Consider the following 14,000-nt stretch of genomic DNA (forward strand, 5'->3'; position numbering starts at 1 on the left):
ACTCGGTGGCCCGTTCGGCGCGAAGGTTAGCCTCGACTCAGGTGGCTCGCGCGGTCTGGCGATCCAGCCCGTGCAGCGTGGCGAATAGCAGCGTTACCATCATCACGTAGAAGACCACGCCGTTGTAGTGCGCGAAGAAGGTCTGCGTCAGGCCGAATCCCATGAAGACCAGCGGCACGGACACACCCGTCAGGCGCACGCACAATGCATCCTGATGCGCATAGGCTGCGGTGCTCGCATGCTGCTGGCGCCGTGGCAAGAACAATATCAGCGGCACGCCGTAGAGCACCAAGAGCCCGAAGACGCCGATCAGGCCACGCTTGGCGAATTGGTCGAGCAGGTCGTTGTGGGCGTGGCCGAAGCCGAGCACGGCCGGCTTGGCTTGCCCCGCGTCCACGCGGCGCGCCTTCTCGGCGACGTAGCCGGCATCGCCCCAACCGGTCAGCGGCTTGTCGAGCCCCATCGCGAATGCCAGCTGGCCATGGTCGAGCCGATGGCCGACCGAATTGTCGGCGGTGCCGTGGCGCTGGTAGTCGAGGACTTCGGCCACCGCCCAATCGAAGCGTTGCTCCAGCGTGGCGCCAAAGTTCCAGCCGAGCGGTAGGGCCATTGCCAGGATGAGCAGCACGCCGGCGCCGGCGCGTTGCCACGAACAGTGGCGCGCCAGCAGCCAAAGCAGCGGCAGTGCGCACAGCACTAGGGCGAGCCAGCCGCCGCGGGTCTGCGACAGCAGCGAACCGAGTAGGCCCAGCCCGGCGCTGCCCAGGACCAGCAGGCGGCGCGGCCAGTCCCAGCGCTCCCAGTACATCAGCAGGAAGAGCCAGCACATCAAGCCCATCCAGCCGCTGAGGTTGCCGAGCTGGATGGCGTTGGCCGACTGATGGGCATCGGTCCAGGGCCGCTCGAGCCCCAGCACCTGGAGGTCATACAGGGCGCGCAGGCCCCCGGCGGCAGCGCCGAAGGTGATGCCGGCCAGCAAATGGCTCCAGCGGGGCGGAAATCGCAGGGCATAGAGCAGGCATGGCAGCGCCATGATGTAGCGGGCCGGCTTGTTGAACACGCTTGCGCCCTTGCTCCAGTCGCTGCCATACAGCCAGACCAATGCCATGAGGCCGAATGCCATCACCAGCCAGCGCGTCGCTGGCGGTGACAGCGTCTGCCTGGCCCAGCTTGGGGCGGCCAGCAGCGCCGCCAGCAGCAGCAGGGCGGTGCCGTAGGCGTAGCCTGAAGGCAGCCACAGCGTCAGTGCCGGGATCAGGAATGCCGACAGGCTGGTGACGCGAATGTGGGTCTCGGCACTCAGGGGCAAGATCAGAACTGCGGCGGCCAAAAGTCGGTATCGGGCCGGGCGCTGCGCGCGGCAGCGGGTGGTCGGGGTGTCAGTGAGCCGGCGCCAGATGCTCGCCGGCCTTCAGCCGGTAGACGGTACCGCAATAGGGGCAGGTCGCCTCGCCCTTGCGCGAGACGTTTAGGTAGACCCTCGGGTGGTTGTTCCAGATTTTCATGTCTGCCTTGGGATGCGGACAGTACACCTGACCGTGATGGCTGAGATCCTGGGCCAGAAGCTCGACGACACTGTTCTTCATAGCAGGCATGGCGAATGACTCGAAAGCGTGGTGTAGCGGGAGATGGGCTGATTGTCCGACTTTTTCAATGTCGATCAGCCTGAACCGGTCGCAGGCCGTGCCAATCGGGCGTGCTCACGGGCATAAAACGCGTCGAACGCTGTCAATTGGCGTTCAAGCCGATGGGCCTGCATCGGGTAGGCGCGCCGCGGCGGTCGCAGCCGCGCCAGTTCGCGCAGGCCCTCGGTGAGCGCGGCGGCGTCCTCTGGCGGCACCAGCAGAGGCTGCATCTGCGGCGCCAAGTGCAGCGCGCCCTGGCTGCGCGTGGCAAGCACCGGGAGGCCGGCTTCCATGGCCTCCAGAAATACCAGGCCGAATGGCTCGCTGCGCGCGGCGCTGACGAAGAGGTCGAACGCGGCCAGCCAATCCTGCGGCGTGGTGCTGAAGCCGGGCAGCAGCACCCGCGAACCGGCGCGGCGGCGCAGTTCGGCCAGCGCAGGGCCCTGGCCGACGATGACCAGCCGCGCATTCGGCGGGTTGGCGCGCTCGAAGGCCTCGATCAGCAGATCGAAGCCCTTGCTGTGCTCGATGCGCCCCAGCCCGCCGACCAGCCAGGCATCCGCGGTGATGCCGTGCTGCGCCCGCAGACGCGTGCGCGCCTCGGCGTCCGGCTGCCGCGGCTGTGTCCAGTTGTCGATCTGTACCGTGTGTTCGCGCAGGCGCGCCGGCACCGCGTTGAGTTGCCATGGCGCGATGGCCACCAGGGCGTCCAGCCCGGCATGCTGCTGCGACTTGTAATGAATGTGCAGCGTGGCCACGCGCAGGCACAGACCGTCGAGGCCGTGCAGCGCCTTGCAGGCGCCGCTGAGGTGGGCATGGGCCACGTCGGGCTGCCATTGGCGCAACAGGCGCCGGGCCTTCCAGCGAGTGCCCCAGTTATCGACTAGCGCCAACTCGACCGCCGGACTGACGCGCTGTGCCAACGCGTCAGGGCGATCCTGCGCCGCGCTGCGGCGCAGGATCAGCTTGACCTGGTGATGTTCTGCTTGCGCATTCGCCAGTTCGATCGCATAGCGTTCACTGCCGGCGAAGCGATCGGTGAACAACAGGTGGGCGATGCGCATGCGAGCGGCGCCGCGGCCACCGATGGCTCAGACCTTGGCCAGCCAGTGCGCGTACTTGGCATTCCTGCCATTGACGATGTCGAAGAAGGCGCTCTGGATCTTTTCGGTCACCGGACCGCGCTGGCCGGCGCCGATCTGCACCCGGTCGAGTTCGCGGATCGGCGTCACCTCGGCCGCGGTGCCGGTGAAGAACATCTCGTCGGCGATGTAGCACTCGTCGCGCGTGATGCGCTTCTGCACCACCTCGACGCCCAGATCCTTGGCGATGTGCAGCACCGTGTTGCGGGTGATGCCGTTGAGCGCGCCGGCCGACAGGTCGGGCGTGTAGATGGCGCCGTCCTTGACCAGGAACACGTTCTCGCCGGCGCCCTCGCTGACGAAGCCGGCCGAATCCAGCAGCAGCGCCTCGTCGTAGCCGTCGTCCAGCGCTTCCATGTTGGCCAGGATCGAGTTGCTGTAGTTGCTCACCGCCTTGGCCTGCGTCATGGTGATGTTGACGTGGTGGCGGGTGTAGCTGCTGGTCTTGACGCGGATGCCCTTCTTCATGCCTTCCTCGCCCAAGTAGGCGCCCCAGGCCCAGGCGGCGATCATGACGTGGATGGTGTTGCCCTTGGGGCTGACGCCCAGCTTCTCCGAGCCGATCCACACCAGCGGGCGGATGTAGCAGCTTTCCAGCTTATTGGCGCGCACCACTTCCTTCTGCGCCTCGTTCAGCTGCTCGGGCGTGAACGGCATCGGCATGCGCAGGATCTTGGCGCTGTTGAACAGGCGCTGGGTGTGCTCGGCCAGCCGGAAGATCGCGGTTCCGCTGACGGTGTTGTAGGCCCGCACCCCCTCGAACGCGCCGCAGCCGTAGTGCAGCGTGTGCGTCAGCACGTGGATCTTGGCGTCGCGCCAGTCGACCAACTGGCCGTCCATCCAGATCTTGCCGTCGCGATCGGCCATGGTGAGGGCGGGGGTGCTCATGGGGTGTCCTTGCTGTCTTGCCAACGATGCGCGGCGTCAGGCGTGGCGGCGCCGCGCGCAAAAGGCAATTTTAAGCCCCGGGCGCTGGTTCGGTATCGGCGGGCGGCCGCTCCAGCTGCCAGCGCACCAGCCGCCCGTTCAGGAACTCCGTCGTGACGTGCGACTGGCCGGCGTCGGTCCAGCGGTACAGTTCGCGCTCGCTGCCCTCGGGCGACAGGCGCTGGCCGAGCGAACGCGTCAAGGCCAGCACGTGCAGCAGCGACAGGCCGGGCTTCAGCCGGGCGTTGAGCATCACCGCGCTGCCGATGTGGCCGATCGGCCGCTCGCTGGCGCGCTTCATCACCGTGATCAGGCGCGTGTAGTACAGCAGGAACCACAGCACCAGTCCGCTGCCGACCAGCGCCAGGCCCTGCCAGCCGCCGGCCCGCCAGGCACCGGCACCGAGCGCCACGGCGCCGAGAACAACCATCCAGCGTTGCCAGTTCATGGCGTGATTGTCGCTGTTGCCGAATCGCCGGCGGGATGTGTCCGGCAGCGGCTTGCCGGCTGGGTCGGGGGTTGCCAGTGCCCGCGGCCCGCGCCGCCGTCAGTGGGCGGCGCGGGCCGCGTCGAGCCAGCCGTCGAACAGCGTCTGGTGCGCCTTGATCCAGCCGTCGGTGTGGCGCTCGATGTCGCGCTCGGAGTTCTCGCCGTTGTTCATGGCGTTGTTCTGCGCCGTGATGTCGCCGACGGGCAGCTTCATGACCGAGAACAGCTTCCTGGCTGCCGGGTTGGCATCGACGAAGGCGCGGTTGGCCAGGATGCGCTGGTTGTTGATGATCGAGCCGTAGTTGCGCCCGTTCGGCAGCGTGGTGTCCTGGCCGGCCAGATCGCCCGCCTGGGCCGAGAACGGCACCTGCAGCCAGACCACGTCCTTGCCGGGCACCAGCACCGAGCTGACCCAGTACGGCGTCCAGGTGAAGTACAGCACCGGCTGGCCGTCGCGGTAGCGCTGGATCACGTCGGCGATCAGGGCCGAGTAGTTGCCGGTCACGTGCGTCACGGTGCCCCGCAGCTTGTAGGCGGTGAGTTGCGCCTCGATCTGCGCCTCGCAACCCCAGCCGGGGGTGCAGCCGGTGAGGTCGGCCTTGCCGTCGCCGTCCACGTCGAACAGCCTGGCAATGGCCGGATCGGCCAGCTGACCGAGGTTGTCGATGCCGTGCGCGTCGGCGGTCTTCTTGTCCACCAGGTAGCCCTGGATGGCGTTGCCCGAATAGGTGTTGTCGCGCCACAGCCTGGCGTCGCCACCGGAATTGGCGTAGTAGTTGTCGTGCAGCGGTTCCCAGTGCGTGGCCAGGAAGGTGGCGTCGCCGTTGCCGATTGCCAGGTGGCTGGTGGCGTATTCGACTTCGCGGATCGGCTTGACGTCGTAGCCGAGCTGCTGCAGCGCCTTCATCACCAGCAGGGTCTGGAAGGTTTCCTCGGCGATCGAGCTCTTGAGCGGCTGCACCGTCACGCCCTGGCCCGGCAGTTGCGGGTTGGCGGCGGCCGCTGCGGCGGCCAGCGACAGTGCGGCCAGCAGGCCCAGCGCGGTGCGGCGCAGCGCCGTGAAGCGGCCGTTGGCGGTGGTGGGGAAATGCGGAATGCGGATGGTCATGGTCGGGGTCCTTTCGAAGGCGCTCAGGCTGCGGGCGCGGTCTGCAGCGAAGTGGTGGCGATCGGGCGCGCTGCGCGCGTGCCACCGGTCAGGCGGCGCAGCAGGCCGAGCGGGCCGCGCTGGTGCCAGGCGACGCCATGGCGCTCGGTGTGGGTCAGCGCCTGGGTCAGGCGGTCCAGCACGATGGCCAGGATCACGATGCCGAGCCCGCCGATCGCGGCCAGTCCCATGTCGAGGCGGCCGATGCCGCGCAGCACCATCAGGCCGAGGCCGCCGACGGCGATCATCGAGGCGATCACCACCATCGACAGGCTCAGCATCAGAGCCTGGTTGATGCCGGCCATGATGGACGGCATCGCCAGCGGCAGCTGTACCCGCGTCAGCAGTTGCCAGGGCGAGGCGCCGTAGGCCTGCGCGGCCTCGATCAGGTCGGGCCGCACCTGGCGGATGCCCAGGTTGGTGAGGCGCACCAGCGGTGGCAGCGCGAACACGATGGTGACGATGACGCCGGGCACGTTGCCGATGCCGAACAGCATCACCACCGGCACCAGGTAGACGAAGGCCGGCGTGGTCTGCATGGCGTCGAGCAGTGGGCGCACGAGTTGGTTGGCGCGGTCGCTGCGCGCCAGCCAGATGCCGGTCGGCAGGCCGATCAGCACGCAGAAGAACAGCGCTGTCAGTACCAGCGACAAGGTGGTCATCGACTCCTGCCAGATGCCGAGCAGGCCGAGCAGCAGCAGCGACAGCAGCGTGGCCACGGCCAGGCGTCCGCCCGCGACTTGCCAGGCCAGCAGCGACAGCAGGCCGACCATGGCGAGCGTGGGCGGGTACAGCAGCGTGGCTTCGATGCCGGACAGCAAGGCGTCGACCGGCTGCCGCATGAGCTGGAAGGCAGGGCGGAACTGATCGACGAACCAGCCCAGGAACTGGTTGATCCAGGCCTGCACCGGCAAGCCGCCATCGAGCCAGGCGGCCACGCTGCCGATGGCGGCGTCGGCGCCGCCCGTGGCTGCATCGGTGGCTGCGCCGGGCAGCGCCACGTCGCCAGCGGCGCTGAGGTCGCGCGTGACGGCCGCCGGTCCGCCCAGCCATTCGGGATTCGCATCGGCGGGTGTGGCCTGGTAGGGGTCATCGAAGCCGCTCAGGCTGGGCGTGGTGGCGCTGAGATCCTGCGTGACGGCTTGCGGGCCGCCCAGCCACTCGGGGTTGGCATCGGCGGGTGCGGCCTGGTAGGGGTCTTCGAAGGTACTGGCGGCCGGGGTGCTGGCACCCGGGTTCTGCGTGATGGCCGGCGGGCCGCCCAGCCACTCGGGATTGGCTTCGGCAGGCGCGGCCTGGTAGGGATCGAAGAATGTCGAGGTGGAAGTGCTCATGGTGGGGTTCCGAAGGTGTTGGCGGCGGGCGCGGCGCTCAGGCGATGGCGGGCACGGCGGCTTCGGTGCTGGCCGGCGCCACCCCGGGCAGCGGGTTGCCCTCGGTGTCGGTGTAGGGATCGAGGAAGGTGAACAGCCGGTTCTTGCTGACGGTGCCGATGAAGCGCCCGTCCGGCGCCACCACCGGCAAGGGCGCCGGCTGCGTCACCATCAGGCGGTACAGCTCGGTGATCGGCGTGTCGGCCGGCACCGGCTCCATTGCCGTCACGAAGGCGTGCTTCAGGCCGAGCGGGCCTTCGTGCCCGTGCAGCGCAGTGCGCAGCGAATCGGCCGAGACGACGCCGAGGTAGTGGTGCCGGGCGTCCACCACGTAGGCCCATTCGCGGTCCTGGTCCCGCAGGCGCTTGAGTGCCGGGCGGCAGCCGCGCGTGGGGCTTTCCGAGACCTCCACCTGGGTCTTGCGGGCGATGTCGCCGGCCTTGAACACGGCGGCCTGGTCGACCCCGCGCACGAACTGGCGTACGTAATCGTCGGCCGGCTGGCGCAGGATCTCCTCCGGCGTGCCGACCTGCACCACCTGGCCGTCCTTCATGATCGCCACCCGGTCGCCGATGCGCATGGCTTCATCCAGGTCGTGCGAGATGAACACGATGGTGCGGCGCGTGATCTGCTGCAGCCGCAGCAGCTCGTCTTGCATCTCGCTGCGGATGATCGGGTCGAGCGCCGAGAAGGCCTCGTCCATCAGCAGGATCGAGGGGTCGGCCGCCAGCGCGCGTGCCAGGCCGACGCGCTGCTGCATGCCGCCCGACAGCTCGTCGGGGTAGCTGCCGGCCCACACGCCGAGGCCGACCTGCTCCAGTGCGGCGCGGGCGGCGGCCTCGCGCTCCGCGCGCGGCATGCCGGCCAGCTCGAGCCCGAAGGCGGTGTTCTGCAGCACGGTCAGGTGCGGCAGCAGCGCGAAGGACTGGAACACCATGCTGATGTGCCTGCGGCGGAAGTCGCGCAACTGCTTGTCGTCGTAGCGGGCGATGTCCTCGCCATCGACCACGATGCGGCCGGCGGTGGGCTCGATCAGGCGGTTGAACATGCGCACCAGGGTCGACTTGCCCGAGCCGGACAGGCCCATGACGACGAAGATCTCGCCTGGCTCGATGGTGAAGCTGGCGTCGAACACGCCGATCGACTGCCCGGTCTGCTGCACGATCTGCTGCTTGCTCAGGCCTTGGCGGGCCAACGCCAGGGCGCGTTCGGGCGCGTCGCCGAAGACCTTGAACAGGTGGTCGATCACGATTTGCTTGGCCACGGTGAATCCTCCGGTGGGGCAGCCGGACCGCGGCGAAGGTGGTGCTACAAGGACGACGCCAATGACGCCGACAACGGGAGGCTGTGCAAACGCCGGGGCCTGGTTGCGGGTAGTGGGTTTTGACGCGGACGCTTTTCAGGTCCGCGGGTGGGCGATGTGAGGCGCCAGGGCTTCAGCAAGTCCACCGACAAGAGCGGCGCGAAAACGTTTCCCCGCCGCCTGCCCGGGCCCCGGTGTGCTGCTTCCAGCCGCACGCCGACGCTCGGAAAGCGCAAGATTATATATCAATTTCAGAATGAAATCTGCTGCGCACAGCTTTCCGATGGAATGAGGCGGCGCGCCCGCCAGCTGATCCACCGGCGTGCCGCCACCGTGGTTGCGGTCAGCCACGGGGGTGAATGCGTCAGCGCGCGGGTGAACTCCCCGGCAGCGCTTGGCGTATCGACGCTACTTGTTCCTGGCGATTCAATCCAGCCCGCGCACCAGCGCCATCGCCTCATCCACGCGTTCGACGGGATGGATGGTCAGGCCTTCGAGCGCCGGGTCCGGTTTCTTCGGCGCGTTCGCCTTCGGCACCACGGCGACGGAAAAACCCAGCTTGGCCGCTTCCTTCAGCCGTTCCTGGCCGCGCGGCGCCGGGCGCACCTCGCCGGCCAGGCCGACCTCGCCGAAAGCGATGAAGCCCTTGGGCAGCGCCTTGCCGCGCAGCGACGAGGTGATCGCCAGCATCACCGCCAGGTCGGCCGCCGGCTCGCTGATGCGCACGCCGCCAACCGCATTGACGAACACGTCCTGGTCGCCCGTGGCCACGCCGGCGTGCTGGTGCAGCACCGCCAGCAGCATCGCCAGGCGGTCGCGCTCCAGGCCGACCGACAGGCGCCGCGGGCTGACGCCGCCGCTGTCGACCAGCGCCTGGATCTCCACCAGCATCGGCCGCGTGCCCTCCAGCGTGACCAGCACGCACGAGCCCGGCACCGGCTGCGCGTGCTGGCTCAGGAAGATCGCGCTCGGGTTGCTGACGCCCCTGAGGCCGCGCTCGGTCATGGCGAACACGCCGATCTCGTTGACGGCGCCGAAGCGGTTCTTGATCGCGCGGATCAGGCGGAAGGATGAGTGCGTGTCGCCCTCGAAGTACAGCACCGTGTCGACCATGTGCTCCAGCACGCGCGGACCGGCGAGCTGGCCGTCCTTGGTCACGTGGCCGACCAGCACGATCGCGCAGCCGCTGGCCTTGGCCCAGCGCGTCAACTGCGCCGCGCACTCGCGCACCTGCGCCACGCTGCCCGGGGCGCTGCTGAGCTGGTCCGAATAGACGGTCTGGATCGAGTCGATCACCGCCACCGCGGGCTGCTGCGCGGCCAGGGTGGCGACGATCCGCTCCAGCTGGATCTCGGCCAGCACGCTGACCTGCGAGCCAGTGATGCCGAGGCGTTTCGCCCGCAGCGCCACCTGGGCTCCGCTTTCTTCCCCGGTGACGTAGAGCGCCGGCAGCCCACCGCGCTGCAGCGCATCGACTGCCTGCAAGAGCAGCGTCGACTTGCCGATGCCCGGATCGCCGCCGATCAGCACCACGCCGCCTTCGACGATGCCGCCACCGAGCACGCGGTCGAGCTCGCTCTGGCCGGTGGGGGTGCGCGCCACGTCGACGGCCTCGATCGCGGCCAGCGGCTGTACCGGGCTGGCCGGTGCCAGCGCCGCGAAGCAGGCGCCGAGCCGGTTCCTGCCCGCGACCGGTGTTTCAGCGATGCTTTCGACCAGCGTGTTCCAGGCGCCGCAGCCCGGGCATTTGCCCAGCCAGCGCGGCGTGCTGGCGCCGCATTCGTTGCAGGTGTAGATGCTCTTGTCCTTGGCCATGCGGTGATCGTAGCGGTGCGCGGCATTGACATGGATGCCGTTGGCGGTGCTTGCGAACCGGTACCATGCGCCACCTCACGTCCATCAGTTCAAGGACCAGCCCCCATGTCCCAAACCCACGTCGCCAGCACCGGGCAGCCGCCGGTGTCCCGAAACCGCCTGCTCGTCACTTCCGGCCTGGGCTGGATGTTCGACGCCATGGACGTCGGACTGCTGTCGTTCATCCTGGCGGCGCTGCGGGTCGACTGGGGCCTGACGCCCGGCCAGATGGGCTGGCTGGGTTCCATCAACTCGATCGGCATGGCGGTGGGCGCCGTCATGTTCGGCATGATGGCCGACCGCATCGGCCGCAAGCACGTGTTCATCATCACGCTGCTGCTGTTCGCCATCGCCAGCGGGTTGTCGGCCTTCGCCACCACGCTGGCGGTGCTGTTCGTGCTGCGCTTCTTCATCGGCATGGGCCTGGGCGGCGAGCTGCCGGTGGCCAGCACCTACGTGTCCGAGCGCGTGCCGGCGCACGAGCGCGGCCGCATCGTGGTGCTGCTGGAGAGCTTCTGGGCGCTGGGCTGGATCCTGGCGGCGCTGATCGCCTACTTCATCATGCCGCTGTTCGAGAAGGACATGGGCTGGCGGGTGGCGCTGATCCTGGGTGCGCTGCCGGCCATCTACGCGCTGTACCTGCGCCGCAAGCTGCCCGACGACAAGCCGACGGCGCCGCCCTCGGCCGGCCTGCCGTGGACGGCGCGGCTGGCGGCGCTGTGGTCGGCCGAGCACGGCCGCAGCACGCTGATGCTGTGGATCCTCTGGTTCACCGTGGTGTTCTCGTACTACGGCATGTTCCTGTGGCTGCCCAGCGTGATGGTGAGCAAGGGCTTCGCCCTGATCAAGAGCTTCGAGTACGTGCTGATGATGACGCTGGCGCAGCTGCCCGGCTACTTCACCGCCGCCTGGCTGATCGAGCGCGCCGGCCGCAAGTTCGTGCTGGTGGTGTACCTGCTGGGCACGGCGGCCAGCGCCTGGGCCTTCGGCAATGCCAGCACCGAGGGCGCGTTGCTGCTCTACGGCGCGCTGCTGTCGTTCTTCAACCTGGGTGCCTGGGGCGCGCTGTACGCCTACTCGCCCGAGAACTACCCGGCCCAGATCCGCGCCAGCGGCGTCGGCACGGCGGCCGGCATCGGCCGCATCGGCGGCATCCTGGGGCCTTTGGCGATCCCGTTCCTGGGCGCGCAGGGCTGGGGCACCGGCGCCATCTTCGCGCTGTTCGCCGTCACCATCGCCATCGGCGCGGCGGCGGTGGCGTTGCTGGGACGCGAGACCAGGGGCGAACAGGCGGTCAGCTGAGGCCGGGCGCGTCCGCGGGAGCCGAACGCCGCCCGCATCGCGGCGCTCAGTTGCCGAACAGTTTGTTGGCGGTCTCGGCGATCAGCTTGCCCTGGAAGCGCGCGCCGTCGAGGTCGATGGCGCTCGGCTGGCGCTGGCCCTGGCCGCCGGCGATGGTGCTGGCGCCGTAGGGGCTGCCGCCGACGATCTCGTCCAGCGTCATCTGCCCCTGGTAGCTGTACGGCAGGCCGACGATGGTCATGCCGAAGTGCAGCAGGTTGGTGATGATGGAGAACAGCGTGACTTCCTGACCGCCATGCTGGGTGGCGGTGGACGTGAAGGCGCCGCCCACCTTGCCGTTGAGCGCGCCGCGCGCCCACAGGCCCCCGGCTCCGTCCAGGAACGACGCCATCTGCCCCGCCATGCGGCCGTAGCGCGTCGGTGCGCCGACGATGATGGCGTCGTAGTTCTCCAGCTCTTCCACGCGGGCGACCGGCGCTGGCTGGTCGAGCTTGAAGTGCGCGCCCTTGGCGATGTCTTCGGGCACGGTTTCGGGGACGCGCTTGACGTCGACCGTGGCGCCGGCCGCGCGTGCGCCTTCGGCGACGGCGCCCGCCATGGTTTCCATGTGGCCGTAGCTGGAGTAATAGAGGACGAGGACTTTGGACATGAGGTGCTCCACAGGTGTTGGTGTTGAAAGGGAAGACGCGGCTGGTGCGTCCGCCGCTGCGAGCACTTTATCCTTATAGAAACCGGCTGAAAATCATCTGCCAAGCACTGGTAAATTTCTGAAATAGAAATAATATCGGCCTTTTTCGACTGTACTGAAGGAGCAACCCGTGGACCGCCTGCTCTCCATGCGCGTGTTCGAGCGCGTGGTCGACGAAGGCAGCCTGGCCGCCGCGGCGCGCGCGCTGGATCTCTCGCCGCCGGTGGTGACGCGCCTGCTGGCCGACCTGGAGGCGCACCTCGGCACCCGGTTGCTGCAGCGCAGCACGCGGCGCCAGGCGCTGACCGAGGCCGGCGACGCCTATCTGGCGCGCGTGCGCGCGATCCTGCATGACATCGACGAGGCCGAGCGCCTGGCCAGCGCGCACACCGCCGAACTCGCCGGCACGCTGCGCCTGCATGCGCCGCCGGTGCTGGCCAGCCACGTGGTGGCACCGCTGATCGCCGGTTTTCACGCGCGTTATCCGGGTATCGTCATCGACCTGGTGGTCGAGGCGCGGCACGAGCCGCCGGTGGAGGACCATGACATCACCCTGTTCGGCTCCGATGCGCGGCCCGGGCCCGAGGTGGTGGCGCGCAAGGTGATCGATGCCGAGGCGGTGCTGGTCGCCGCGCCGCGCTACCTGGCGCACCGCACGCCGCTGAACGCGCCGACCGATCTGGCGCAGCACGCCTGCCTGCGCCTGCATCAGCCCGGCGCCAACCCGCGGCTGTGGCGCATGTGGTGCCCGCGCGAGCCGGAGCGGCCGGTGCAGGTGACGATCGCGCCGCTGCTCATCGCCAACCACACCGACACGCTGATGCGCGCTACGCTGGACGGCGCCGGCATCACCTCGGCCTCGCTCGACATCGTCGCGCCCTATCTGGCGCGCGGCGAGCTGGTGCGCGTGCTGCCGCCCTGGATCACCGGACGGCTGAGCATGTACGCGGCGGTGCCGACGCGCAAGTTCATCCCGCAGCGCACGCGCGTGTTCCTCGACTGGCTGGTCGACGAAACGCGCCGCCAGACCGCGGCAGCCGTCGGCGCCTACACCGCGCACACCGGCAACGAACAGCCCGCATCCGGCACCGCCTGACGCTGCGCCGCCGTCGGACTGGGCGTACCATTCGGATCAACGTCCCGGATCGGCACGCTGGCGCGCGGGTCGGTGTTGTTTCGTGCGCCGGTGCCACCGGTCGTGGACGGGAAGGCGAAGCGGGACGCTGCGATGGAAACGAAGACAGCCCTGGTCCTGAGTGGCGGCGGCAGCCTGGGCGCGGTCCAGGTCGGCATGCTGCAGGCCCTCAGCCGCATCGAGCTGCCGATCGACATGGTGATCGGTACCTCGGTCGGCGCGCTCAACGGCGCCTTCTTTGCCGCCGCGCCGACGGCCGATGGTGTCGAACGGCTGGCCGACCTGTGGCGCGGGCTGCGGCGACGCGACATCTTTCCTTTCACCGTGGGCGCCAGCCTGAAGGCGTGGCTGCTGCGGCGCGACCACCTGGTCGATCCCGGCCCGCTGCAGGCGCTGATCGGCCGCGCGCTGGCGATCCGTCGCATCGAGGACACCGCGCTGCCTTTGAGCATCGTCGCCACCGATGCCCTGAGCGGCGCCGAGGTGGTGCTGTCGTCGGGTGATCTCGAACCGGCGCTGCTGGCCAGCACGGCGGTGCCGGTGGTGTTCCCGCAGGTGGAGCTGGACGGGCGCTTCCTGGTCGATGGCAGCATCAGCAGCAGTACGCCGATCGCCACCGCGGTGCGCCTGGGCGCGCAGCGCGTGGTGGTGCTGCCGACCGGTACCACCTGCGCCGCCAAGGAGCCGCCGCGCGACATGGTGGCGCTGGCGCTGCACATGCTCAGCCTGCTGAGCATGCGGCAGCTCGACCGCGACGTGCGCATCTACGACACGCAGGCGCGCATCACCATCGTGCCGACGCTGTGCCCGCTCGACGTCTCGGTGTTCGATTTTTCACGTACTGCCGCGCTGATTCAGCGTTCGGCCGAGCAGACCGCGGCTTGGCTGGCCGACGGCGGCCTCGACCAGACCGGCCCGCTGCATGTGCCGCTAGCGCACCACCATCGCCACCCTCACGATCGCCACGAGCACGCAGCGGACCACGCCGGCGCTGGATGAGGCCACGCCACGGCGC

Annotated in this window: 13 protein-coding genes; 3 read left to right on the top strand and 10 right to left on the bottom strand. The window is 69.1% G+C overall.

What is annotated here, in order from left to right; genetic code table 11:
• Positions 1-37: 37 nt before the first annotated feature.
• From PK606_RS05570 to radA, 9 genes are all read right to left on the bottom strand, one after another.
• The gene (locus PK606_RS05570; RefSeq protein ID WP_324561554.1) at positions 38-1,123 is read right to left on the bottom strand and encodes an O-antigen ligase family protein; all 1,086 of its coding nucleotides are present in this window, start codon (positions 1,121-1,123) and stop codon (positions 38-40) included.
• 256 nt (positions 1,124-1,379) lie between these two features.
• On the bottom strand, positions 1,380-1,586 hold the full coding sequence (locus PK606_RS05575) for a zinc-finger domain-containing protein (RefSeq protein ID WP_324561555.1): 207 nt from the start codon (positions 1,584-1,586) through the stop codon (positions 1,380-1,382).
• Between the two features lie 74 nt (positions 1,587-1,660).
• On the bottom strand, positions 1,661-2,689 hold the full coding sequence (locus PK606_RS05580) for a glycosyltransferase (protein ID WP_324561557.1): 1,029 nt from the start codon (positions 2,687-2,689) through the stop codon (positions 1,661-1,663).
• Positions 2,690-2,716: 27 nt separating this feature from the next.
• Positions 2,717-3,655 carry a branched-chain amino acid transaminase gene (locus PK606_RS05585; RefSeq protein ID WP_324561559.1) on the bottom strand — a complete coding sequence of 313 codons (939 nt, stop codon included), beginning with the start codon at positions 3,653-3,655 and terminating at the stop codon, positions 2,717-2,719.
• A 70-nt stretch (positions 3,656-3,725) separates the two neighbouring features.
• On the bottom strand, positions 3,726-4,142 hold the full coding sequence (locus PK606_RS05590) for a glycerate kinase (RefSeq protein WP_324561561.1): 417 nt from the start codon (positions 4,140-4,142) through the stop codon (positions 3,726-3,728).
• Between the two features lie 99 nt (positions 4,143-4,241).
• Entirely contained in the window at positions 4,242-5,291 is a 1,050-nt protein-coding gene (proX, locus tag PK606_RS05595) for a glycine betaine/L-proline ABC transporter substrate-binding protein ProX (protein WP_324561563.1), read from the bottom strand.
• A gap of 23 nt (positions 5,292-5,314) precedes the next feature.
• Positions 5,315-6,664: a glycine betaine/L-proline ABC transporter permease ProW gene (gene proW, locus PK606_RS05600; protein ID WP_324561565.1), complete on the bottom strand. Its 1,350-nt coding sequence runs from the start codon at positions 6,662-6,664 to the stop codon at positions 5,315-5,317.
• A 37-nt stretch (positions 6,665-6,701) separates the two neighbouring features.
• Entirely contained in the window at positions 6,702-7,967 is a 1,266-nt protein-coding gene (proV, locus tag PK606_RS05605) for a glycine betaine/L-proline ABC transporter ATP-binding protein ProV (protein ID WP_324561567.1), read from the bottom strand.
• A gap of 465 nt (positions 7,968-8,432) precedes the next feature.
• Positions 8,433-9,821, bottom strand: a complete 1,389-nt coding sequence (gene radA, locus PK606_RS05610) for a DNA repair protein RadA (RefSeq protein WP_324561569.1) — start codon at positions 9,819-9,821, stop codon at positions 8,433-8,435.
• 105 nt (positions 9,822-9,926) lie between these two features.
• On the opposite strand from radA, the gene PK606_RS05615 reads away from it, so the two are divergent.
• Complete coding sequence (locus PK606_RS05615) at positions 9,927-11,162, top strand: MFS transporter (RefSeq protein WP_324561571.1); 1,236 nt, start codon at positions 9,927-9,929, stop codon at positions 11,160-11,162.
• Between the two features lie 46 nt (positions 11,163-11,208).
• On the opposite strand, the gene wrbA is transcribed toward PK606_RS05615, so the two are convergent.
• Complete coding sequence (gene wrbA, locus PK606_RS05620) at positions 11,209-11,811, bottom strand: NAD(P)H:quinone oxidoreductase (protein WP_324561573.1); 603 nt, start codon at positions 11,809-11,811, stop codon at positions 11,209-11,211.
• Positions 11,812-11,980: 169 nt separating this feature from the next.
• Between wrbA and PK606_RS05625 the strand changes: the two genes are divergently transcribed.
• On the top strand, positions 11,981-12,946 hold the full coding sequence (locus tag PK606_RS05625; protein ID WP_324561575.1) for a LysR family transcriptional regulator: 966 nt from the start codon (positions 11,981-11,983) through the stop codon (positions 12,944-12,946).
• 132 nt (positions 12,947-13,078) lie between these two features.
• Complete coding sequence (locus PK606_RS05630; protein WP_324561577.1) at positions 13,079-13,984, top strand: patatin-like phospholipase family protein; 906 nt, start codon at positions 13,079-13,081, stop codon at positions 13,982-13,984.
• Positions 13,985-14,000 lie beyond the last annotated feature (16 nt).

The sequence above is a fragment of the Ottowia sp. genome (assembly GCF_035444425.1).
Taxonomy (GTDB): Bacteria; Pseudomonadota; Gammaproteobacteria; order Burkholderiales; family Burkholderiaceae_C; genus Ottowia.